The sequence below is a fragment of the Apibacter sp. HY039 genome, from assembly GCF_004023655.1.
Taxonomy (GTDB): domain Bacteria; phylum Bacteroidota; class Bacteroidia; order Flavobacteriales; family Weeksellaceae; genus Apibacter; species Apibacter raozihei.
Genome location: NZ_SAYM01000002.1, coordinates 208,837 through 232,485, shown reverse-complemented (window position 1 = coordinate 232,485; position 23,649 = coordinate 208,837). Strand labels below are relative to the sequence as shown.

General features: G+C 31.5%; 18 protein-coding genes. 14 read left to right on the top strand and 4 right to left on the bottom strand.

The window, feature by feature from the left end; translation table 11 throughout:
* Positions 1-234: 234 nt before the first annotated feature.
* The 4 genes from EQ921_RS05105 to EQ921_RS05090 all read left to right on the top strand — a co-directional run bounded on the left by EQ921_RS05105 (position 235) and on the right by EQ921_RS05090 (position 4,815).
* Positions 235-1,605 carry an autotransporter outer membrane beta-barrel domain-containing protein gene (locus EQ921_RS05105; RefSeq protein ID WP_185144509.1) on the top strand — a complete coding sequence of 457 codons (1,371 nt, stop codon included), beginning with the start codon at positions 235-237 and terminating at the stop codon, positions 1,603-1,605.
* 22 nt (positions 1,606-1,627) lie between these two features.
* Positions 1,628-2,761 (top strand): imelysin family protein, encoded by a 1,134-nt coding sequence (locus EQ921_RS05100; RefSeq protein WP_128330843.1) that lies wholly within the window; start codon positions 1,628-1,630, stop codon positions 2,759-2,761.
* A 79-nt stretch (positions 2,762-2,840) separates the two neighbouring features.
* Positions 2,841-4,238 carry a di-heme oxidoredictase family protein gene (locus EQ921_RS05095; RefSeq protein ID WP_128330842.1) on the top strand — a complete coding sequence of 466 codons (1,398 nt, stop codon included), beginning with the start codon at positions 2,841-2,843 and terminating at the stop codon, positions 4,236-4,238.
* Positions 4,239-4,539: 301 nt separating this feature from the next.
* Entirely contained in the window at positions 4,540-4,815 is a 276-nt protein-coding gene (locus tag EQ921_RS05090) for an RNA-binding protein (protein WP_128153108.1), read from the top strand.
* Between the two features lie 75 nt (positions 4,816-4,890).
* Here EQ921_RS05090 and EQ921_RS05085 read toward each other — a convergent pair whose 3' ends face one another.
* Positions 4,891-7,158, bottom strand: coding sequence for a TonB-dependent siderophore receptor (locus tag EQ921_RS05085; protein ID WP_128330841.1), 2,268 nt, complete (start codon positions 7,156-7,158; stop codon positions 4,891-4,893).
* Positions 7,159-7,257: 99 nt separating this feature from the next.
* Entirely contained in the window at positions 7,258-7,665 is a 408-nt protein-coding gene (locus EQ921_RS05080; protein WP_128330840.1) for a hypothetical protein, read from the bottom strand.
* 145 nt (positions 7,666-7,810) lie between these two features.
* Here EQ921_RS05080 and EQ921_RS05075 point away from each other — a divergent pair, with 145 nt between their 5' ends.
* The 7 genes from EQ921_RS05075 to EQ921_RS05045 all read left to right on the top strand — a co-directional run bounded on the left by EQ921_RS05075 (position 7,811) and on the right by EQ921_RS05045 (position 17,541).
* Positions 7,811-8,389, top strand: a complete 579-nt coding sequence (locus EQ921_RS05075; protein ID WP_128330839.1) for a DJ-1/PfpI family protein — start codon at positions 7,811-7,813, stop codon at positions 8,387-8,389.
* Between the two features lie 223 nt (positions 8,390-8,612).
* A complete protein-coding gene (locus EQ921_RS05070) occupies positions 8,613-10,937 on the top strand; it encodes an ATP-dependent helicase (RefSeq protein ID WP_128330838.1) in 2,325 nt (774 codons plus the stop codon).
* A 657-nt stretch (positions 10,938-11,594) separates the two neighbouring features.
* Positions 11,595-12,248 (top strand): hypothetical protein, encoded by a 654-nt coding sequence (locus tag EQ921_RS05065; protein ID WP_128330837.1) that lies wholly within the window; start codon positions 11,595-11,597, stop codon positions 12,246-12,248.
* Between the two features lie 22 nt (positions 12,249-12,270).
* Positions 12,271-12,978, top strand: coding sequence for a hypothetical protein (locus EQ921_RS05060; protein ID WP_128330836.1), 708 nt, complete (start codon positions 12,271-12,273; stop codon positions 12,976-12,978).
* Positions 12,979-13,245: 267 nt separating this feature from the next.
* Positions 13,246-14,685, top strand: a complete 1,440-nt coding sequence (locus tag EQ921_RS05055) for a catalase (RefSeq protein ID WP_128330835.1) — start codon at positions 13,246-13,248, stop codon at positions 14,683-14,685.
* Positions 14,686-14,754: 69 nt separating this feature from the next.
* Positions 14,755-15,228 (top strand): ankyrin repeat domain-containing protein, encoded by a 474-nt coding sequence (locus EQ921_RS05050; protein ID WP_128153099.1) that lies wholly within the window; start codon positions 14,755-14,757, stop codon positions 15,226-15,228.
* A gap of 381 nt (positions 15,229-15,609) precedes the next feature.
* Positions 15,610-17,541: a site-specific recombinase gene (locus EQ921_RS05045; protein WP_128153098.1), complete on the top strand. Its 1,932-nt coding sequence runs from the start codon at positions 15,610-15,612 to the stop codon at positions 17,539-17,541.
* A gap of 60 nt (positions 17,542-17,601) precedes the next feature.
* Here the strand turns inward: EQ921_RS05045 and pepT are convergent, their stop codons facing one another.
* Complete coding sequence (gene pepT, locus EQ921_RS05040; protein ID WP_128330834.1) at positions 17,602-18,849, bottom strand: peptidase T; 1,248 nt, start codon at positions 18,847-18,849, stop codon at positions 17,602-17,604.
* A 172-nt stretch (positions 18,850-19,021) separates the two neighbouring features.
* On the opposite strand from pepT, the gene EQ921_RS05035 reads away from it, so the two are divergent.
* Positions 19,022-19,900: a hypothetical protein gene (locus EQ921_RS05035; protein WP_128330833.1), complete on the top strand. Its 879-nt coding sequence runs from the start codon at positions 19,022-19,024 to the stop codon at positions 19,898-19,900.
* Positions 19,901-19,990: 90 nt separating this feature from the next.
* Positions 19,991-21,673, top strand: a complete 1,683-nt coding sequence (locus tag EQ921_RS05030) for a putative transporter (protein WP_128330832.1) — start codon at positions 19,991-19,993, stop codon at positions 21,671-21,673.
* Between the two features lie 22 nt (positions 21,674-21,695).
* Here the strand turns inward: EQ921_RS05030 and ribA are convergent, their stop codons facing one another.
* Positions 21,696-22,283, bottom strand: a complete 588-nt coding sequence (ribA, locus tag EQ921_RS05025) for a GTP cyclohydrolase II (RefSeq protein ID WP_128330831.1) — start codon at positions 22,281-22,283, stop codon at positions 21,696-21,698.
* A 169-nt stretch (positions 22,284-22,452) separates the two neighbouring features.
* Here ribA and EQ921_RS05020 point away from each other — a divergent pair, with 169 nt between their 5' ends.
* Positions 22,453-23,631: a sigma-54 dependent transcriptional regulator gene (locus EQ921_RS05020; RefSeq protein WP_128330830.1), complete on the top strand. Its 1,179-nt coding sequence runs from the start codon at positions 22,453-22,455 to the stop codon at positions 23,629-23,631.
* The last annotated feature ends 18 nt before the right edge of the window (positions 23,632-23,649 follow it).

Here is a 23,649-nt window from a genome sequence, read left to right as displayed (position 1 = left end):
AGTAGATAAAAAATGTAATAATTATAAATATTACATTTTTTTAATTAAAATAATAATCATTAGCTTGTTTGTAATTTATTTTAATATACATATTTGCAAATTCACAATTTATATCATATATATATAAATAGATGATAAACTTGATATATATGATATATATCATATCTTTTATGTAAAATTAGACTAAATAAAAATATACATTTGGAAAATTATATAAACTAACAAATTTCCAATATGAAAAGGTTCCTTTGCTTATTGCTCTTATGCAATGTTATGATCATTGTTAAATCCCAAACAAAATCTATAGACTCTTTAGAGAGAGAAAAGATTAAGGAAGAAATTAAAGCTGAATTAAGGGCTGAAATAGCTTCTGAATTAAAAAAAGATCTTAACGACAAAAATCCAGCCTTTAGTTTAAAAAACTTCACTTTAAACGGATACGGGGCAATCAACTATTTTAACAATAAATACGATACAAATCCGTATTTGAAAAATCAAACAGACCTGGAGCGTCTGAATTTATATTTAGGATACAGATTTAACGATTGGCTAAGTATGAGATCAGAGATTGAGTTTGAACATGGAGGTGTAGGAACAACTATGGAATATGATGTAGATGAAGAAGCCGGAGAATTTGAACAGGAAATTGAACAGGGAGGAGAAGTAAATCTCGAACAATTGTATATTAATTTTGATATAAAAAAATGGATGAAAATTAAGCTGGGAAGAATGAAAATACATATAGGATTGGCACAAAGATTAGATGCGCCGACTCAATATTTTACAGCTTATCGTCCGGAAATGGAAAATACTATGCTTCCATTAGGCTGGTATGAGAATGGAATTCAGTTCTATGGTTTTATAGATAACCATTGGTTTTACGAATTATCATTTACCAATGGATTGGATTCATCTGAATTTTCTTCAAAGAATTGGATTAAAAAAGGACAGCAGACCAAGTTCGAAATGGCAAATGCAGAAAGTGTAGCCGTATCAGGAGCTATAAACTATAAATTTGGTACTCATAAAGATACCTATGCGGGTATTTATGCTTATATAAATGATGCAAATGCAAACCGACCTAAGAAAAACGAGCTTAGGATAGGAGATAAAAAAGGTTACGTGAAAATAATAGGAGCTTATCTTACCTACAATGAAAAACGCTTAAGATTTAATACAAGTTTTTTATACGGAGATATACAAAATTCAGATGTAATTTCTCTAGCAAATAAGTATTCACCTAAAAGTTTAGGAAATAAAAGAACTCCTGTAGGTAAAAATGCCTTAGGAATAGCAGCAGAGATTGGTTACGATATACTTCCGGTTTTTTTCAAAAATACAAACCAGGCACTCTATCCTTTTATCAGATATGATTATTACAATACCATGCAGGGAGTAGAAGGAGTATATGTGAAAAAACCAAGATGGAAACGTAATGTATACACTGCAGGTATAAACTGGCTTGTAACCCCTCAGGTGGTATTAAAAGCACATTATGCCACCAGAGTACTGGGTTCTTACAAACAAGATCGTAATACGTTAGCTGTTTCTAAACAACACGAAAAAGAAAATACATTTAGCCTAGGATTAGGTTTTAAATTTTAATAAATAAATAAAAATAACAAAAATGAAAAGAATTTTATTTTATCTAAGTTTAGCCACTGCAGGAAGTCTTTTTTTTCAAAATTGCAGTAACAATGATTCAAACGATATTCCGGTAGTAGCAGAAGAAAAGAAAATTGAAAACATTGTAGCAAACAATGCTGATCGAATTGTAGAGAATTATAGAGATTTATATACTAAGACATTGGAACTACAAACGGCTGTTAATGCTATTCAGCTTAATGATGTAACAACTTTGAATACAGCTAAAGAAGCCTGGAGAAAAGCTCGTGTAGCATGGGAAAACTCTGAAGCTTTCTTATTTGGTCCGGTTCATGGAGAGCATAATTCAATTTGTGTGGAAAATGTTGATGATGCTATTGATACCTGGCCTATAGATGTTACAACCACCAATCAGATTTTGGATAACAATAAACCTATTACCGCAGAAGTTATTGACGGGGAAAATACAGGAGGGTTTCATGCTTTAGAATATATGCTTTGGGCGGAAAGAATGGAAAATCAACAGGTAGATTTCACCGAAAAAACAAAAATTACTAATTCGAGAGAATTAGAATTCGCTAAAGCGGTAGCACAAAATTTAGTAGCTAAAACAAAAGCCGTTAAAGATGCGTGGGAACAGGAATACTACTATACATTTACCTCTCCAAGTGTAGGCAACAAAGGTGATTTTTTAACTTATAAAGATGTATTGATTCAATTAATTGAGGGAATGCAGGAAATTACAGGAGAAGTTGCTAATAAAAAAATTGGGAATGTATTAGCTCCAAAAGACGAAAGTGGAAATCCTATTCCAGGAGCCAGTGCTGACTTAACACAAGAAGAATCAAGATTCAGTAAAAATTCCGTAACAGATTTTGCAGATAATATTCAAGGAGTTAAAAATAGCTATACAGGAATATACGGAACTTCTTCAGGAGTTTCTCTATCTAACCTGCTGAAAGACAAAAATCCTGTTTTGGATACTAAAATCATTAATGCCATGGATGCTGCAATAGCTAGTATAAAAAGTTTAGGCAATTTTACCAATGCAGTTATAAATAATCCTACAGCAGTAGAACAAGCACAGGAAAAAGTTAATGATTTGCAACTGATAATTGATCAGGAGCTTAAGCCGTATATTCAAAATAATTTCTAAGACTAACAACTTTTTAAAATAAAACCAATTTAAAATAAAACAGCCATTTTAACTCAAAAATAAAATGGTAAAAACTAACATGAAATACACAGATTTAAAAAAGATAATTTTAACTCTACTGCTTATAATAAGTTATTCTTGTTCAGACGATGAATTAAATGTACCAGTGGTTGATGAAGAACAATTGGATATAAGCGATCGTTTATTTGCAGGTGGAGCAACAACAACATTTTCTACCTCATACTTAGCTTATGGAGAAAGGATTGATGGACTTTCATCTGGCGAAATTTATAAACATGATAGAGGAGACGTGTTGTTTGAAGCTAACTTTGTAAAAGCGCCTAATCCTGTACGACCAGGGCTGGGGCCGGTTTATAATAACAGATCATGTGAATCTTGTCATCCGCGCGATGGACGAGCACCATTTCCCTCCAGTATAAATGATTTAAGCGGATTTTTTTTAAGAATTAGTATTCCGGGAACCAATGAACATGGCGGACCTAAACCAGATCCTTTTTTCGGTGATCAGATTCAAAATCAGGCTGTTTATGGATTTCAACCAGAAGCAAGATTTAAAGTTACACACACGCAAATAACAGAAACATTAGCAGACGGAACTCAGGTTGTATTAAAAAAGCCTAATTATTCCTTAATAGATATTCATCCGTTAGCAAAATTACCTGCCAGTTATATGCTTTCTCCAAGGATAGGAAGACCCGTTTTTGGCTTAGGATTACTTGAAAGCATTCCTGTACAGGATATACTTAGTCGGGAAGATCCCACAGATAAAGATGGAAATGGAATTAAAGGTATAGCAAATTGGGTTTGGGATGAAGTGAATCAAAAAATGGATTTAGGTAGGTTCGGATGGAAAGGTAATAATCCAACGGTTTTAGTGCAAACTATAGGAGCATTACACGGAGACATGGGAATCACCAGCTCCTACAGACCTTACGAAAATAACCCGGTATTGTTGGATGGGTTAGATGATGATCCTGAAATTAGTGATGAACACATTGGATATCTTGAGTTTTACTGTAGAACATTAGCTGTACCGGCACCAAGAAATATTAACAATTCTCAGGTAAAAAAAGGAGCAGCATTGTTTGAAAAATTAGATTGCGCAGTATGTCACACACCTAAACAAAAAACAGGATATAACCCAGTAAGTACATTGTCATATCAAACATTTTATCCATATACGGATATGTTATTACATGACATGGGAGAAAACCTTGCAGACAATCGGCCAGACTTCCGGGCAGATGGTACCATGTGGAAAACTCCCCCATTATGGGGAATAGGCTTAACCTATAAAGTAAATAGTCATACAATGTTTTTACATGATGGCCGGGCGAACAATTTAACAGAAGCTATCCTTTGGCACGGAGGTGAAGCACAAACATCTAAAGAAAAATTTAAAGCTCTGAGCATTGAGAAAAGAGAGTCTTTACTAGCATTTCTAAACTCTTTATAATCTGGAAATTCATGATAATAAAACCAAGGATTTATTATATTAATTTATATTAAAACAATATATGAATAGTACTCTGAATAAAACTTTATTCAGAGTTTTTTTATTATGAAAGCATAATTAATTATTTAAATTTTAATTATGTAAAAAATAAAACAATAAAATAGTAGTTTCTCAATAAAAAATATGTACATTAGCGCATTGAGATTTTCATTATACTTTCTTCTACTTTAGTACCCAATTAAATAGTTTTTAGTCTGATTTTTTTCTCAAACAATTTTTTTATCAATTTTAATATTTTTATATGAACATTTTTATTTCAAACCTGAACTACAGGTTGTCAAACGAAGATTTACATGACCTATTTTCTGAATACGGAGATGTACAATCTGCTAAAATTATTAACGATCGAGAAACAGGTAGATCAAGGGGATTTGGTTTTGTTGAAATGGCAGATGATGATGCAAGAAAAGCAATCGAAGAACTAAATCAAAAAGAAGTAGACGGAAAAGTAATTAACGTTTCCCAAGCAAGAGAAAGAGAAGAAAGACCTAGAAATAATTTTAGAAGAAATTATTAATTTAGCTTTAAAATAAAGCAAATAATAAAAAAGCTCAAATACTATGTATTTGAGCTTTTTTATTTATCATTTTAATTATAATTTTACATCAAAACCTGCATAAAACATGGCCGGAACAATAGGTGCATAAACTACTGAGGTATCGAAATAAGAACCAAAAGGATTCTCCGAATCAATAATCGGATGATTTTGTTTATAACCCCCTAAGTTTTCTACTCCAATATATAGACGAAGTTTTTCTGAAAAATGTCTGGAAATTTGAGCGTTCATAAGTCCATAGTCTGGAGAATATGCTCTTTTTTGAAATTCTAAAGGATTTCTGGAAGTATCAGGGAGCCTTTGTTTTCCTATATACTGCAAAGTAAAATCAAATACCCATTTGCTTTTTTTGTCGGTTTCATTTGTTGAATATGAAGCCGTAAATAACCCTCGGTTTTTAGAAGTAAACGGAACCTGTTTTTTTCCATCCATATATTCAGCCTTTATATCATACCACTTATAGGCAAAATGCAATTCAAGATTTTGAATAGGAAAAATATCCCATACGGCTTGAAACGAATTCGAATACGATTTCCCCTCAAGATTATATATCCATAATTCCTGAGCAGAATGATCAAGGTCTGTAAGCACCTGGTTAGTAAAATCAGTTCTGTAAAAATCGATGGTAAATGTATTTTTAACTTTACCTACATTAAAATCCTGTATCATACTAATACCGTAATTCCATGCAATTTCAGGTTCAAGGCCATAGACATCTCCATTATTTTGTTTAATATGTAGTTTTCTGGATGAAGCAAAATATTGCATGTTTTCAGCAAATATATTAGCGGTTCTCATACCTCTTCCGCCAGACATACGTAAAGTGGTTTTAGGAAATAAAGAATATTTTACGTTTAAACGTGGAAGTATCTGAGTTCCCGCTAGATTATGAAAGTCACTCCGTATTCCGGCAACAACAGTTAAGTTTTTTAAAGAAGTGTTGGTATATTCCGCAAACAAACCAGGAACACTTTCATTTCTATTAAAATTTACATTTTCAAAATCTTCATTATATGAATCGTGCAGATAACTCGCACCCAGTGAATATTTGTTATTAGTATTACCAATAATACTTTCAAAAATCAGATTAGTGAAAAACGTATTTTGGTTTCCAATATATAATCTTTGACCAAAATAGCTGTCGATATTGTGATGAATGTATTTAGTCTGTAATCCAATACTCTGATAGGGTTTATTTAAAAAAACATAACCTGTCTTATTCCAGATTTCAAAATGTGAATTTTCAATACCAAGTCCATAATAATTTTGCGTAAGTCTGTCAGTAGATTCTCTGAATTTTTTTTCACCACCGATTTGCTTATCATATAATGCCTGGACTGCAAAAATGGATCCCCATCCATTTTTTTGTATACCATCATACCGGAGAATGTTCATAGCATTTACCTGTTTGGAAAGGGGCATGTCAAGAAAACCATCATGATTCATATCTTCTTTGGAAAAACGACCGTTTAAATGGATAAGTGATGTGTTGCTCCAATCACGATCAAGTTTAGTAGCATTGACTACGTTGAGTTCAAGCCTTGCATTTTGATTACCAAAAAAATTGATATGAGTAAAATTTTTATCTTTAAATTTAAGTAGTTCAGTATTAATTTGTCCTGTAATACCTTCATAACCATTGTTTACCGTACTTCCCCCTTTAGTAAGTTGTATCGAATTAATCCAGGTGCCGGGAAGGTAATTAATACCATTAGCAGAAGTCAGGCCACGCACTTCAGGCATATTTTCGACGGTTATAGAGGTGTACTTTTGATCTAAACCTAAAAGTTTTATTTGCTTAGAGCCAGTAACAGCATTGGTTGTAGACACATCTACAGTAGGATTAGTTTCAAAGCTTTCTGCAAGGTTACAGCAAGCAGCTTTAAGTAGTTCCGATTTATTTATAGTATAAGTAAGCGATACTGAGTTTGATTTTATAGATACAGCTTTGGCTCGCTCCCGAATTATAATTTCGTTTAAAGATTTTTCTCCAGCAGTTTTTTCAGCCTCCATAAAAAGCTCTACAGGTTCATTAACAGATTCTATTTTCATTTCCAACTGAACAAATCCTTCTTTTTCAGCAATTATGTTATATAAACCGGCATGATACATGAGTTCGAAATTGCCAAGACTATCGGATACGGTTTTCATAACGGGATGCTCTTTCCAATGAACATCGGCACCATTTATAGGTACTACTATTCCATCTTCTGTAGATGTAAATAATTTTCCTTTCAATATTGAATGTTGTGCAGAAACAAGCATTCCCACACTTATAAATAATAATGTTATATATGTTTTCATTTGATTTTTTTAATAAATAATAATTCATAATTCAACCAATCAAATCAGATCAGATCAGATTGAGTTTATTATGTTAATGAATCGAAAATCAAATGAAAACTAACCGTAAAATGTATACCTGCAGTATAGCTTAAAGAGTTGCTTATTTTTTGGAGGAGGATTAGGACATAGACCCGGAATAATTTTTTGTTCCAGGCTTGATACATATGTAAAATCCCAATTCCATTCTTGAATAATTCCGTTAATATTTAAAACTGATAATATAAAACCGCTGTCTGTAGAAAAGAGAGATTGACTATGAGATTTAATTAATACATCTTTACAGCAATTATCTTTTTTAAAACTTGTATTTTCTTTATGCGTAGAAGCCCTGAGAGCCTTATTAAATTTTTTTGAGTTAATAGTATAGCCAATATTTTCTCCATGGCACCAATTCTGGTACACAAAAAAGTTCATGTTTGCAAAAAGAATAAGACAAACTAAAAATAATGACTGTACAAATTTCACATTGCAAATTTACCACTATTTTATAAATCAGCCTATAAATAAAACGAAATTCAAAAATACGTACCTAACAAACATTAATATTCTGTTAAAACTAGTTTCCAATTTTAATACTATATTTTTATTTCATAAATTTCAGATAAAAATTATGAAAAAAAAAATTTTGATATTTGCCGGCGATTTCGTGGAAGATTATGAACTCATGGTTCCTTATCAGGCAATGCTTTCGATTGGAATAGAAGTTGATGTTATATGCCCTGATAAGAAATCAGGTGATAGTATTGCTACGTCTATCCATGATTTTGTAGGATTTCAAACATATCAGGAATTGCGGGGACATAACTTCGTAATTAATAAAACTTTCACAGAAGTTCAGGTCAGTGAATATGATGGATTATTTATAACCGGAGGTAGAGCGCCGGAATATATTAGATTAAACAATAAAATTATCGAGTTTACTCAACATTTTTTCTCAAATAATAAGCCGGTAGCTGCTATTTGTCATGGTATACAGGTGCTTACAGCTGCTAATGTAATTGAAGGAAGAACACTTACATGCTACGATGCTGTAGGACCAGAAGTAATATTGGCAGGAGGAAATTATAAAAAAGTAGGACCTGCAGATACTGTTTTAGATGGAAATTTAGTGACATCGCCAGCCTGGCCGGGCAATGCAGCTTTACTATCAGAATTCTATAAATTATTGGGAGTTAAAATATCTCTTTAATTCTTTTTCAAATAAAAATCTCACAGTCTATATCTGTGAGATTTTTATTTCAATTACTTATACATTTAAAGAGTATATTATTTATACGAAATAAGCCTCTTTTTTTTTAACATAAGAATGTAAACTTAAAATTTTAAAATTTGTATAAGGTAAATTTTAACCTGTTGGGGATTAAAAAAAATAAGCAGACAAAAACACAAATTTCCGTAACTTTGTGCCTTGTATGAAAGATTTATTTGCAGACTTAAACGAAGTTCAAAGACAGGCCGTTAGTACCACAGATGGACCTTTAATGATCATTGCTGGAGCCGGTTCCGGTAAAACAAGAGTTTTGACATACCGTATTGCTCACCTGATTGACAAAGGTGTAGATTCATTTAATATTTTGGCCCTGACTTTTACTAATAAAGCAGCAAGAGAAATGAAAGAAAGAATATCTTCATTGATAGGAGGGACGGAAGCAAAAAATTTATGGATGGGTACTTTTCACTCCGTGTTTGCAAGAATACTTAGATCTGAAGCTCAAAAATTAGGATTTCCATCTAATTTTACAATATATGATTCACAGGACAGCGTCAATGTTATAAAAAAGGTTATTAATGAAATGCAGTTAGATACTGACATTTATAAGCCCAAACAAGTGTTGGGCAGAATATCTACTTATAAAAATAATTTGATTACAGTCCGGGCTTATTACAATAACCCAGAATTAATGGAAGCAGATGCTGCTGCCATGCGACCTAAGATTGGTGAAATTTATAAATCGTATGTAGAGAGATGCTTTAAGTCTGGAGCAATGGATTTTGATGATTTATTGCTTCGAACCAACGAATTGCTTACAAGATTTCCTGAAGTTTTGGCTAAATATCAGGATCGATTTCGATACATTATGGTAGATGAGTACCAAGATACCAACCATTCTCAATACCTTATAGTAAAAGCATTGGCTTCTCGCTTTGAAAATATTTGTGTAGTGGGTGATGACGCGCAGTCGATTTATGCTTTTAGAGGAGCAAATATTAGAAATATTCTAAATTTTCAAAAAGATTATTCTGATGCAAAAGTAATACCATTGGAACAGAACTATCGCTCAACTCAGGTTATTGTAGAAGCTGCAAATGAAGTTATATCCAAGAATAGGGAACAATTGGAAAAGAATGTATGGACACAAAATCCATCCGGAGATAAAATTCCTATTTATAGAGCATTGTCAGATGCAGATGAAGCGAATTATGTAGCTGCAGAGATATTTTCATTAAAAATGTCCCAGCAAAGAAAAAATAAGAATTTTGCCATTTTATATAGGACAAATGCTCAATCACGTGCTATTGAAGAGGCATTAAGAAAAAAAAATATTTCTTACAGGGTATTTGGAGGATTATCATTTTATCAGCGAAAAGAAATAAAAGATTTATTAGCTTACTTACGCGTATTAGTAAATCCTAAAGATCAGGAAGCCCTTTTACGTATTATAAATTATCCGGCAAGAGGTATTGGAGATACAACTTTAAATAAATTAATAGTTGGAGCAGATCAACAAGGTAAAACGCTGGATGAGATATTAGAAAATATAGCTATGTATGGTCAGGCTATAGGTTTAAATAAACCTACAACGGATAAACTTTCCAATTTTTGGACTATGATTCAGAGTTTTCAGGTACTTCTTAAAACCGAAGATGTTTATGAAGTAGCAATGAAAGTAGCAGTTACTTCTGGTCTTTTAAAAAATTTGAAAGAAGACGATACTCCTGAAGGGATATCAAGAGTTGAGAATATTCAGGAATTAATGAATAGCATTCAAGGATTCGTAGATGAGCAAAGACAACTAGATGAAGGAGATCCCAGCTTAAATTATTTTTTAGAAAATATTGCATTGGCCTCTGATTTGGATAACGGTGATGAAGAAGAAGATAAAGTTTCTCTTATGACCATTCATTTGGCTAAAGGCCTTGAATTCCCAGTTGTATTTATTGTTGGCTTAGAAGAAAACCTATTTCCTTCTCAAATGTCAATGAATACTCGCCAGGATTTGGAAGAAGAAAGACGTCTCTTTTATGTAGCTTTAACCAGAGCCGAAGAAAAGGCCTATTTTACCTATGCTACCACCCGATTCAGATGGGGGAAAATTGTGGATGGAGAGCCTAGCAGATTTTTGGAAGAAATCAGTGATAAACATTTAGAAATATTAAATATTGAATTTGGGAATGCATTTAAAAACAATTCAGGCTTAGATTCAGACTTATTTGACGACGATTTTGCTCCTCGATACCCCAAAGGTCCCAATCCTAAATATCAGAAAATTAAAGAAACTAAAACTGCACCGGTATCACAGAATTTAAAACCTATAAATAATGCCAAAATATCCCATCCTGTGGGTGGATCTATTTCAAATCTTAAAACAGGGGATGAAGTTTTGCATGATAGATTTGGTAAAGGAGTTGTCCTTGCTATTGAAGGTGATCCGGAGAATGCTAAAGCTCTTATTAAATTTGAAAATGAAGGTGAAAAGAAACTTTTATTGAAATTTGCTAAATTAAAAGTTTTGTAATAATAAGCTTATATTCTTACTCATTTTAAATCTACTTTAAGTATTATATAAGTGCAATCATTTTATGTATTGTATACTTTATACTTTATTCTTATATTAAATATCTATAGTTTCCATATGATAGTAAACTGAATTGGTTAATTATCATTTATAAAATAATTTGTTAAAATTTAGAAATGGCTTATTAGTTAATAATAAAAAATGACTTTAATAACAAATAAATTTATAATATATGATATTCTATGCTGTATTAAACAAATAAAAAAAAAATTTATTTTATATTTTTATAAAAAGATCAAATTTAATTTGTTTTTTTATGAAAAATGTTAGACTTTTGTGAATAGTATTTTATACTAAACTAAGGTAGTTTATTTTATTAAAATATATTTATGATGTAAAATTAGAAACATATGTATAGTATTAATAAATTTTTTTTTAGCGAACAAAAGTTCTTTTAGATATATTAAATTATTGTTGTGTAATAAATAATTAATTGATAATAATAGGATTTTATGGTGTCTAAATATTATTTAGTGTATATAATATTAGTAATAATTATTTTTTAATTAGTTTTTTATATTAATATGTTGTATATAAATTTCAGCATGCTATAATTAGGGCAAAAATCTAAATTGTTATAATAAATAAAATTAAGTTATGAAAAAAAGTTTAATAGCATCAACAATGATTTTAGGAATGTGTTCATTAATAAATGCGCAGGTAGGAGTAAATACTGTTGACCCAAAAGTTACATTACAAATAGATGGTAAACCAAATGATACTGGAGCTCAGGATGGAATTTTAATTCCACGGATTACAAGAGCTCAACTGGTAGCTAAAGATGATGTTTATTTAGAAAATCAAAACGGAGTATTGATATTTGTTACAGATGTAACCGGAGGATCTTCACCAAAAACAGCCGGTATAACCAGCACAGGTTTTTATTATTATAATAATACTACTTTAAAATGGACAGCTGTAGCTCCGGCATCATCAGAAGCTAAAGATTATGGTAATGGAAGTTTCACTCCTAATGCAGTCTCTGTAAATGTTTCCACGAGTGTGGATTGGTCTGGTTATACTTCGTATAATTACTTTGAGATGGTTAATCCAGAAGGTGTAGATAATAGTACTGTAAATTTTCCTTCCGCAACTACAATCACCGGTACAGTTTATTTATTTAATAATTGTGGGCAAATATTGACATTTACAGGAACGACACCGGGTAATATTACAAATTTAGTTAAAGGTGCGGCGTTGCATTTGTATTCAGATGGTACAAAATGGTACTTAATGGCCGGACGACAATAATAAACTCGAAAAATTAGAAATTATGTATAAAAAAATAGTACAAATTTTTACACTCTTATCAATATTTATTGTTTTACATGGAAATGCACAAATTTCCGCTTTTTCGAAAATAGATAATAATTTATCAGATTCAAATTATTTTTTGGATGCTAGTTTGATGGGGCTTAAAGTAAATAGATTTGGTAAACTTTTAGGTTTTCCAAGGGCAAATTTAACACAATTTACCTTTATTACACTGTCTCAGGATCTTGCTTTGGTAAATGAATATTATTTTGATGGTGTTTTAGCTTTTAATTCGGGTACAGGAAAAACTATGACAAATCAGGGGAAAATAGTTAATGTAAGTCCCGGATTTTATTATTTTTCAAATCCAACGGCAGCTAGTCTAAATTCAGGTCAATGGAAAAGATTGGGAGGGCAGGATATAGTTGATAAAACTGAAATGGTGACAAATTTAGCAATTGATGATAATCAGGTTTTCAGTTTTAAAGGCTCATTTACTGCAGATGGAAGCACTACATTAATAACTTTAAGTGATTTGCCAGCAGATACTGCAAGTGCTATAACGACACTTTACAGAGTTACTATATACAATAAAGATAAAAAATTGTTTACCAATACAGTATTTTCTTTCGATGCAGCTAACAGGCAAATTATTACAGGTGCACCAAATGTATCAGTAGTATATGAAGCAGGAAACTATAATTATGTATTAGAATATCTTAAATAGAAATTAAATTAAAAATAAAAAAAGACCTTTAATATACCTAAAGGTCTTTTTTATTTTTAATAAATATAAATAAGGATAAATAAGGCTTTTCATCTAAATTTAAATGCTCTTTGGTATGATAATAGATAATATATTACTGCTAACAACTAATTATTTTAAATAGATTATTTCTATTTTGAAATTTAAAGAAGAGATATTCATATATATTGTAAATATATAAATGTATCTACCTTTAAACCATCATTTAAAAATTAAAAAACTTATTATATGAGCAAGAAGAAATTGACCACCAGTGCAGGTAATCCTTTAGCGAGTAATCAAAAATCAATAACAGCAGGACAAAGAGGGCCCGTTTTGATACAAGATTATCAATTGTTAGAAAAATTAGCACATCAAAACAGAGAAAGGATTCCTGAAAGAGTTGTACATGCAAAAGGTTGGGGAGCATATGGTACTTTTACAGTAACTAATGATATTACTCAATATTCAAGGGCTAAAATATTTTCACAGATTGGAAAACAGACTCGCATGTTAGCTCGATTTTCTACGGTAGCCGGTGAAATGGGAGCAGCTGATGTTGAAAGAGATGTGAGAGGTTTCGCATTAAAATTTTATACAGAAGAAGGTAACTGGGACATGGTGGGGAATAATACTCCCGTATTCTTTGTAAGAGACGGTTATAAATTTCCCGATTTTATTCATACTCAGAAAAGACACCCAAGAACTAATTTACGTTCTAATGAAGCAATGTGGGACTTTTGGTCATTAACTCCGGAAAGTTTGCATCAGGTTACAATACTTATGTCTGATAGAGGAATACCCCAAACCCCGATGCATATGCACGGATTTAGTTCTCACACCTATTCCTTTTGGAATAATAATGGTGAAAGATTTTGGATAAGGCTTCATTTTAAAACCCAGCAGGGAATTAAAAATTTTACCAACGAAGAATCAGAACAAATAAACGGCAAAACAAGAGAATATTATCAGGAACAATTATATGGAGCAATTGAAAAAGGAGACTTTCCACAGTGGAAAGTTTATGCTCAAATTATGCCGGAAGAAGAAGCTACCCAAACACCTTATAACCCATTTGATTTAACCAAAGTTTGGCCACATTCAGATTATCCTTTAGTAGAAATAGGCTTGATGGAATTGAACGAAAATCCGTCTAATTATTTTCAGCACATAGAGAATGCTGCATTTTCTCCTTCTAATGTAATACCGGGAATAGGTTTTTCCCCGGATAAAATGTTACAGGCAAGAATATTCTCCTATGCAGATGCTCATAGGTATAGACTTGGAACTCATTATGAAATGCTACCAGCAAACCATGCAGTAGCCGAAATTAACCACTATCATAAAGACGGAGCAATGCGTTTTTTTGATAATTTTAATGAAAATCCGGATGCTTACTACGAGCCTAATTCAAAAAACGGACCGGTTGAAGATCATTCTTATCAGGAACCACCGTTAAAAATTGAGGGTGATGCTACTCGTTATGAAGAAAATGATACCTATGGAGATTTTAAACAACCGGGAGATTTGTTCCGTTTATTTAGTACGGAAGAAAAAGAAAGATTGTTTAATAATATTAAAGATGCTATGGCTGGTGTTTCAAGAGAAGTTATAGAACGTCAGTTGAAATTATTTGATGCTGCCGATCCTGAATACGGAAACGGTGTGAGAAAAGCTTTAGGAATTTAATAATAAAAAATATATGAAAGACTGATATCTAAAATCATTGGGTACAGTTTTTATATAGATTATAATCATATGGAAAATAAAGAAATATTGTTTCAGGCAATACGATCTGAGGATACTGAGACGGTTAAAAAAATACTAAATGAAGATATTACTCTTTTAAATTCTAAAGATGGAAGAGGTTCAACTCCCCTCTTACTGGCAACCTATTATGGAAATTTAGAAATTACTAAGTATTTGCTTTCATTACATCCTTTAATCGATGAAAAAGATGCTTCGGGAAATACAGCACTGATGGGAGTTTGTTTTAAAGGTTTTGAAGAAATAGCAGAAAATTTAATTAATGAAGGGGCCAATATCAACGAAGTTAATCACAGCGGAGCAACGGCATTGGTATATGCAGCAACATTTAACCGGAAAAATCTTGTGAAATTATTACTGAAACACGGAGCAAATCCCGAAATAAAAGATATACGAGGAAATACAGCAGCTTCTCAGGCACGAATGCAAGGTCTTAAAGAAATTGCTGAACTTTTAGAAGTTTAAAAGATTATTTTTTAGTTAATCGTTATAATAAACAGGGATTTTACTTTAAATATCAATTAGCATTCTGTTTATAAAATAAAATGTAGAAAAAGGAACTTTTTAATTAAAGAGTTCCTTTTTCCAGATTAAAAATCAATAATTTTTTAATAAATAGTAGTTTAATTTAAAAGGATATTTAAGTTTAATACAGATTAAAAAAATAAAATAAATCTAAAATGATAATAAAAAAACAATTTAATCAAATAAAAGAGTTGTAGTATTATTTAAACTAACAATAATGATAAAATTTAACTAAAAATATTGATTTAATTATAAATTAAGGATAATATACTATTTAATGAAATTAATTTTTAATATATTTGTTATTCTGAAAAAGAGAAAATGACTGAAAAATTAGAAACCATTTTAACGAAAACAGGAGAGAGAAATTTTTTATTAAGTTTGATTAAATATGGTAAAAGAGATTTTGATAATTCAATTGAATTTATTGATTTTTTAACCGAAGCAATTAATACCAATCCAATAATAAAAGAAAAGTTATTGGAACAATTATCTCCTTTGTTCAGAAATCTGCATATGCAGAAGTTTATGACTGATTTTAGAATTTTTTCTGATGATAAGCTGGTCACTTTATTCTTTAGACAAATTGGAAACAAAATACTTCCGCAAATTTCCGATGATCAAACTTTAATTTCGTTAAGTAATGAAGTCTTGTATTCAAATGGAAATCACAACTTTGTTAAAATTATACCTGTTGACAGATGGATTAAATTTTACGAAGCCTTATTTAACGATGATACAGTTATATGTAACAGAGAATATGTTAAAAAACAAATCAGGGAAGGAGCTATAATTTTAATAGATAGAATTATAGGTGGAGCTGCAGATCCCGAAGTATTTAAAATGAGTTATATCAAAGGAATAGAAGAAAATCCTTTTCAGAAATTAACACTAAACCTTATACGCACGCTTCAGGATCATGAAATTATTAATTCTGATAAAATCGATCAGCTAAAGCATCAGACTAAATTATGTCTTTTATATCTGGATAATCTGGTAGGTCAAAAAGAAAAAAAAGGAATTTCATTAAGAATAACTATAAAGATTACTCGTTTAAGACAACAACTGGAGCGGTTGAGTATTTTATTAAATGCCTTATATCTGCTGGATGACAAACCATTATCAATAGCAATGGCTCATATAACTAAAAACTGGTTAGGTTTTTATTCTCCCAAAAGCGGGGTTATTAACTCTTTCCAAAGTACCCTATATGTTGTTACGTTTCTTATTACTTGGCACAATCGTCAGATTGGTGAAAAATATATTACTTCAACTCCTAGAGAATATCTTCGGATGTTTTATTCCGCAGCAGGAGGAGGTTTATTAGTAGCTGTTTTGTGCTTTATAAAAAACCAGATGGGTATGAGCGTACATACTCCTTTTATACAGGCTGTTCTATATAGTTTTAATTATGCATGGGGGTTTATAGCTATTTATTTACTTCACTGGACGCTAGCGACTAAACAGCCGGCAATGACAGCTGCGGCATTGGCTCATACATTAAATCAAGATGAAAAGTCAGCGAGTGATTACACCGAGTTTGGACTATTTTTTACACGGTTGTTCAGAAGCCAATTCATAGCCTTTATAGGTAATGTAGTAGCAGTGTTTATAACAGCAACATTAATTTATTACTCCATAACCTATTTTATGGATGTAGAACTGATAAGTCAGGCTAAAGCACATGCTTTTAGAGATGAAGTGGTTAAGTGGGATTGGAAAATTTTTTGGTTTGGAGCTATAGCAGGTATATTTCTTTTCATGTCTGGCTTAGTATCAGGAATTACAGAAAATTATACCCGTTATCATAATATACCGGAAAGATTGTTTCATCACCCGGTTTTAAAAAGATTTATAAAGGAAAAAAGAAGAAGGAAATGGGTAAACTGGTACGAAAATAAAATAGGGGGTATAGCAGGTAATGCTTTTTTAGGTTTATGCCTAGGCTGTGCATTTTTAGTTGGAAATTTTTTAGGAATTCCTTTTGATATACGGCATATAACTTTCTCTGGAGGAAATTATGCAATAGCTTTATGTTATTTTCATTTCGATATATCATGGAAAGACTTTCTTTTAGGAATTGCAGGTATTTTTGGAATTGGTATATTCAATTTTTTAATAAGCTTTTCTTTATCGCTTTGGGTAGCGATGAAATCTGTTAATGTTCCAACCAGGGAAATGGGTAAGATTTTGTATTCAGCATTTAAGCTTTTCCTTAAAAACCCGGTTCGTTTTTTCCTGCCTATAAAATAAAACAAGGAGAATTTAATACTCTCCTTGTTATACTTTAATGAATAAATTATTAATAATTTTTTAATCAATACTTTCAGCAATAGCTATAATCACATTAGTAGCTTTTATCATAGATTCTAACGGTACAAATTCATAAGGACCATGAAAGTTTAAACCTCCGGCAAAAATATTAGGACAAGGCAATCCCATATAAGAAAGTTTAGAACCGTCAGTACCACCTCTAATAGCTTTTATATTGGCTTTAATTCCAACTTTATTCATTGCTTTTTCAGCAATGTCAATAATAAACATTTTACCAGCAATTTTTTCTTTCATATTAAAATATTGATCTTCAATATCAATTTTGAAAGTTTTATCACCATATTTGGAATTGAGATTATTAACAGTTTCAATCATAAACAATTTTCTTTCTTCGTATAACTTACGATCATGATCCCTGATAATATAGTGCAATTTGGCTTTTTCCACATTTCCTGTAATATGGGTCAGATGAAAAAATCCCTCATATCCTTCAGTAGTTGCAGGAGTTTCATTTGCTGGCATTAGATTTGAAAACTCTACTGCAAGTAAAGCTGCGTTAACCATTTTGTTTTTAGCGGATCCTGGGTGTACGCTTTTACCAACAATTGAAATTACTGCACCTCCGGCATTAAAGTTTTCATATTCCAGTTCACCCACTTCACCACCATCCATTGTGTAGGCCCACTCGGCACCAAATTTTTCAACATCAAATAAATCTGCACCCTTACCAATTTCTTCATCCGGTGTAAAACCAATAGCAATACGACCATGCTTTATTTCTGGATGAGCTAATAAATATTCTGCAGCTGTTACAATTTCAGCTACACCTGCCTTATCATCAGCTCCCAGAAGAGTGGTCCCGTCAGTAGTTATAATACTTTCGCCAATGTGTTCCTTTAATTCAGGGAAATCAAGGACTTTTAAGGTAAAACCAGTTTTTTCATTTAGCAATAAGTCTTTACCATCATAATTTTTCCAAATTATCGGATTGACATTTTCACCACTGAAGTCAGGAGATGTATCATAATGTGAAATAAATCCTACCGTGGGTAAATCTTTTTCATGTGTAGAAGGTACATATCCCATTACATAACCATGGTCGTCAATACTTACATCTTCAAGCCCCAAAGATTTTAACTCATTAAACAAGTGCTTGGCTATGTCCCATTGCCTTAAAGTACTGGGAGTAATATCTTCTCCGGGTTGACTGGTAGAATATATTCGTACATAAGTTAAAAATCGCTGTAAAAGTTTATCTTGCCATTCGGCTGAAGAAGTTAAATACATATCAAACTATTTTTTATCAAAATTAATCAAAACAATAATAAAAATTAAAAGAAAAATTTAGTAATATTTGAAATTGATAAGATTAAAATTAAATGATATATAAAATATTTTTACAATAGGCATTAATTAAATATAGACCTGAAAATATTATAGTATATTTGAGTAAAAAAGATTGAATATAGCAAAATACATAACAATTTTAATATTATATCCGGTAGTGTTTTTTTCACAGGAAAAAGATCTGAAAGGATATATAGAATTTCCAGAGTGCAAAAATTCATTACCTGTGGATAAAGATATTTGTAATGAATATGAACTGAAAAAGTTTATAACATATAACATTACACATTTTGCAGATGCGAAAAATAGTCAAGCGGAAGGAAAAATCTGGATAGAGTATGTTTTGACAGAGGATAAAGATTTACTTGTTTCAATTACAGAAAACAGTAATAATGATTCAAAGCTAAAAAAGTCTGCTTTATTAGCAATGAGCAAGTTAAAAGATTCTATACAATCAGGTAAAATAAACATAATTCCGGCTCAGTTAAATGGTAAAAAAGTGGTTTCCTATTTTATGATTCCTATTGAATTTACTAAAGTAAAAAATGAAACTTATTTCAATAATTCTGATTCAAGAAAAATAGTTATAGCTACTTACAGAACCTCTGAAAAAACAATACAATTCAGGAGAGATTTAAAAGGAATTATTTATGCATACTCTTTATCTTCGAATAAGGAAAAACTTATAGGTAAAATTGATAGTAATAAAGAATCTGGAGATTTTAGTAATACTGAAAAATCATTATTGTTCCTTTATAATATTACCTTTTTAAAATCGGAAATACTTCTTACAATGGGTAATATAGATGGCCAGTATTTTGAACTGTATATGGATAAGAGTACTTCTGATACACAAGATGAACCGGTCGGTAATTCTAATGGAATGAATATAAATGTTTATTCATCTAAAAATTTAGACAAGCCAGTAGAAACTTTTAAAAGCATAGATGAACTGTTTAACTCAAAATATTTACCTTTACTTTTCAAATAACCTTACAAATAACAGGTTTTTTACTGATTAGAATCATTCTTAGCGTCCTGTTTTTTATCTAATTTTGTTTCTTATAAAAATATATTTGAAATGAATTGGTTATGGGATTTGTTAAGCAATCATGAATCGGTTGCATACACTGTATTAATATACAGTTTCGTTATAAGTGTAGGTGTGGCCTTAGGAAGAATTAAATTTTTTGGTATTTCTTTCGGGATAACTTTTGTTTTGTTTATGGGAATTTTTGTTTCTCATTTCGGTTATGTAATCAATGAACATATTCTACATTTTATTAAAGAATTTGGGTTAATTCTTTTCGTTTATACCATAGGATTGCAGGTAGGACCGGGTTTTTTTTCATCGTTTAAGAAAGAAGGGCTGACTCTCAATTTATTAGCTATTATTATAGTAGTGACAGGAGGAATTGTCACAGTTGCCATTCACTACATAAGCGGAACATCCATTTCTACCATGGTAGGAATTATGTCCGGGGCTGTTACCAATACTCCCGGTTTAGGAGCTGCACAGCAAACAATAAAAGATTTAGTTGTTGATCATTCTGAAAACAGTAGTATTATGCAGACACTATCAACAGGTTATGCTATAGCTTATCCGTTTGGAGTAATAGGAATTATTTTTACCATGTTATTAATGAAAAAGCTTTTCCATGTAGATATAATAGCAGAGACTAGGTTAAATCAGCTAAAACACAAAACCGGTAGCACACTGCAAAAAATTGTTGTGGAAGTAACTAATCCCGCTCTTGTTGGAAAAGAACTTAGGGTTTTATGGAAAATAATGAAATTTAACTTTGTAGTTTCCAGAGTAAAACATGATGAAGGTATTTTCACACCGGATAAAAAATATGTATTAAATGAAGGTGATAAATTATTAATTGTCAGTTCGGCTGAAGACATGGAAGCTTTGGAGAGCGTTATTGGAAAAAGAATTAAAATAGACTTATCTTCCGAAGGAAGGAAACAAAACATCATTTCGAAAAAAATAAATGTAACTAAATCCTATGCCTATTCCAAACGATTAGGTGAATTAGGAATCAGAGATAAATATGGAGTTACAATTTCCAGGGTTGTGCGGGCAGGAGTAGAATTTATACCCGACAGAAATACCAAACTTCAGTTTGGAGATACACTGGTAGTAATTGGAGAAGACGCAAATATTATAGCTCTTGCCAAAGATTTTGGAAACTCAAAAAAACAGTTAGGAATTCCTCATATTGCAGAATTATTTCTAGGCATACTAATTGGAGTTTTAGTAGGTAGCATACCTTTTCAGTTCCCAGGAATTCCGGTCCCCGTAAAACTGGGGTTAGCCGGAGGACCTCTTATTATTGCTATTTTAATTAGTCGCTATGGAGGTAGAATATCTGTTACTCATTATGTATCAAGCAGCGCTAACCTGATGGTAAGAGAAATCGGAATTGTTTTATTTTTGGCCAGTGTAGGGCTAGGTGCTGGAGATACATTCTGGAAAGCACTAACTGAAGGAGAAGGATTATATTGGATGCTTTATGGAGTATTTATAACATTAATACCTTTAATTGTCGGAGCTTTAGTTGGTAGGTTTTTCTTTAGATTAAATTTTCTTGAAATATGTGGACTCATGGCGGGAGCATCCACAGATCCTCCTGCATTAGCTTTCGCAAACCAGTCAGCGGGTTCAGATGCACCTGCGATTACTTATGCCACAGTTTACCCTTTGACTACCTTTATGCGTATAATGGGGGCACAACTTATTTTGTTGTTGTTTTTTTAATAAAAAAATGGTTTAGAAAAGATTATTTCAGGTCTAAAAAATGACCGAAATAATCTTTTTTTGTTTTTAAATATTCCAGATTTTCCTTTTCAGGATGAATTTCCAGAGGAATTCTTTTTTCTAATGTAATTGTGCTATCCTCAATAAAATGAACTTTTTCAGGATTATTTGTCAGCAAATTAACTGATTCAATACCTAGGTCGTTCAAAATATCAATTGCTATTTTAAAATCGCGTGCATCAGCTGGAAAACCAAGCTTAATATTTGCTTCTGCGGTATTGAGTCCTTGATCTTGAAGATTATAAGCCTTTAATTTGTTAATTATACCAATATTTCGGCCTTCTTGTCTTAAATAAAGAAGAACTCCACCATTCTCGTGAATATATTTCATAGCAGTATCCAGCTGTTTACCACAGTCACATCTTTTAGAATGAAATAGATCACCAGTAATACATTCAGAATGAATTCTGATATTCACTGTTTTACTTAAATCAGTTTTTTTGCTTATAAGGGCAAGATGAGGCATCCAGTTAGAATTATCATCTGAGTAGGCAATCATTTCGAATTCTCCCCAATCTGTAGGTAGTATGGCTTCTGCTTGTCGTTTCATCTTCATTATTTATGATTACAACAAATTTAGTATAAATATGTTCACAGTAAATAGGTCTATAATATCTTTTATTGATATTTGAATTATATTTTTAAAATTCAAACCTATAGAGTTGATTTTTTTAGCAAAAAAAAACAAGTATCTTTGCAAATTAAAATTTATTAATATTATGGCCAAAATCTTGATTGTAGAAGATGAAGAAACTATACGAAGGGTATTGAAAAATATTCTTTTGGATGAAAATAAAGAATTTGAAATAAGTGAAGCTCCTGATGGAGCAGAGGCCAAATTATTAATAGATAAAGAAGATTTCGATTTGGTTCTTTGTGATATTAAAATGCCTAAAATGGATGGTGAAGAATTATTGGATTTAGTGATGTCTGATAAACCTACTTTGCCTTTTATCATGATATCTGGACACGGTACCATTGAAATAGCAGTAAACTGTATTAAAAAAGGTGCTTTTGATTATATATCTAAACCACCGGATTTAGGAAGATTATTGAGTGCGGTTAGAAATGCCTTAGATAAAAAGAATCTGTTACATGAAAACCAAAAGCTATCCAATCAAAATAAATTACTGAAAAAGAAAGTCAGTAAAAAATACGAAATGATTGGAAACTCTAAAAAACTAGAGGAAATAAAAACAATTATAGATAAAGTAGCTCCAACCGATGCCAGAGTCTTAATTACCGGTCCTAACGGAACAGGAAAAGAATTAGTAGCACATTCCATTCACGAAAAAAGTGAACGTTCCATAATGCCTATAATAGAAGTCAACTGTGCAGCAATTCCTTCCGAACTAATTGAAAGTGAATTATTCGGACACATGAAGGGGTCTTTCACCGGCGCTGTAAAAGATAAACAAGGTAAGTTTGAATTGGCTAATAAAGGGACAATTTTCTTAGACGAAATCGGAGATATGAGTTTACCGGCTCAAGCTAAAGTGTTAAGAGCATTACAGGAAGGCAAAGTCAGCAGAGTAGGAAGTGATAGCGAAATATCTGTTGATGTGAGGGTTTTAGCAGCTACGAATAAAGACTTAAAAGAAGAGATAAAAAAAGGAAGATTCAGAGAAGACTTATTTCATCGTTTATCCGTAATTGAATTAAAAGTTCCATCACTAAAAGAACGTAAAGAAGACGTACCTTTATTAATTGAATATTTTGCAGAGGTAATCGCAGAAGAGCAGGGAGCAAAAGTAAAACGATTTTCTTTAGAGGCTATAGATTTATTACAATCTTTTGATTGGACAGGGAATATCAGAGAATTGCGAAACGTAGTGGAACGGTTAATCATTTTAGGAGGAGATCCGGTTACTCCGGATGATGTTAAAAGCTTTTGTTAAAAAAAAACATACTAATAA

Coding starts and splice junctions, on each gene's coding strand:
- EQ921_RS05105 (WP_185144509.1), top strand. CDS start 235: ATGAAAAGGTTCCTTTGCTTATTGCTCTTATGCAATGTTATGATCATT.
- EQ921_RS05100 (WP_128330843.1), top strand. CDS start 1,628: ATGAAAAGAATTTTATTTTATCTAAGTTTAGCCACTGCAGGAAGTCTT.
- EQ921_RS05095 (WP_128330842.1), top strand. CDS start 2,841: ATGAAATACACAGATTTAAAAAAGATAATTTTAACTCTACTGCTTATA.
- EQ921_RS05090 (WP_128153108.1), top strand. CDS start 4,540: ATGAACATTTTTATTTCAAACCTGAACTACAGGTTGTCAAACGAAGAT.
- EQ921_RS05085 (WP_128330841.1), bottom strand. CDS start 7,158: ATGAAAACATATATAACATTATTATTTATAAGTGTGGGAATGCTTGTT.
- EQ921_RS05075 (WP_128330839.1), top strand. CDS start 7,811: ATGAAAAAAAAAATTTTGATATTTGCCGGCGATTTCGTGGAAGATTAT.
- EQ921_RS05070 (WP_128330838.1), top strand. CDS start 8,613: ATGAAAGATTTATTTGCAGACTTAAACGAAGTTCAAAGACAGGCCGTT.
- EQ921_RS05065 (WP_128330837.1), top strand. CDS start 11,595: ATGAAAAAAAGTTTAATAGCATCAACAATGATTTTAGGAATGTGTTCA.
- EQ921_RS05060 (WP_128330836.1), top strand. CDS start 12,271: ATGTATAAAAAAATAGTACAAATTTTTACACTCTTATCAATATTTATT.
- EQ921_RS05055 (WP_128330835.1), top strand. CDS start 13,246: ATGAGCAAGAAGAAATTGACCACCAGTGCAGGTAATCCTTTAGCGAGT.
- EQ921_RS05050 (WP_128153099.1), top strand. CDS start 14,755: ATGGAAAATAAAGAAATATTGTTTCAGGCAATACGATCTGAGGATACT.
- EQ921_RS05045 (WP_128153098.1), top strand. CDS start 15,610: ATGACTGAAAAATTAGAAACCATTTTAACGAAAACAGGAGAGAGAAAT.
- pepT (WP_128330834.1), bottom strand. CDS start 18,849: ATGTATTTAACTTCTTCAGCCGAATGGCAAGATAAACTTTTACAGCGA.
- EQ921_RS05030 (WP_128330832.1), top strand. CDS start 19,991: ATGAATTGGTTATGGGATTTGTTAAGCAATCATGAATCGGTTGCATAC.
- ribA (WP_128330831.1), bottom strand. CDS start 22,283: ATGAAACGACAAGCAGAAGCCATACTACCTACAGATTGGGGAGAATTC.
- EQ921_RS05020 (WP_128330830.1), top strand. CDS start 22,453: ATGGCCAAAATCTTGATTGTAGAAGATGAAGAAACTATACGAAGGGTA.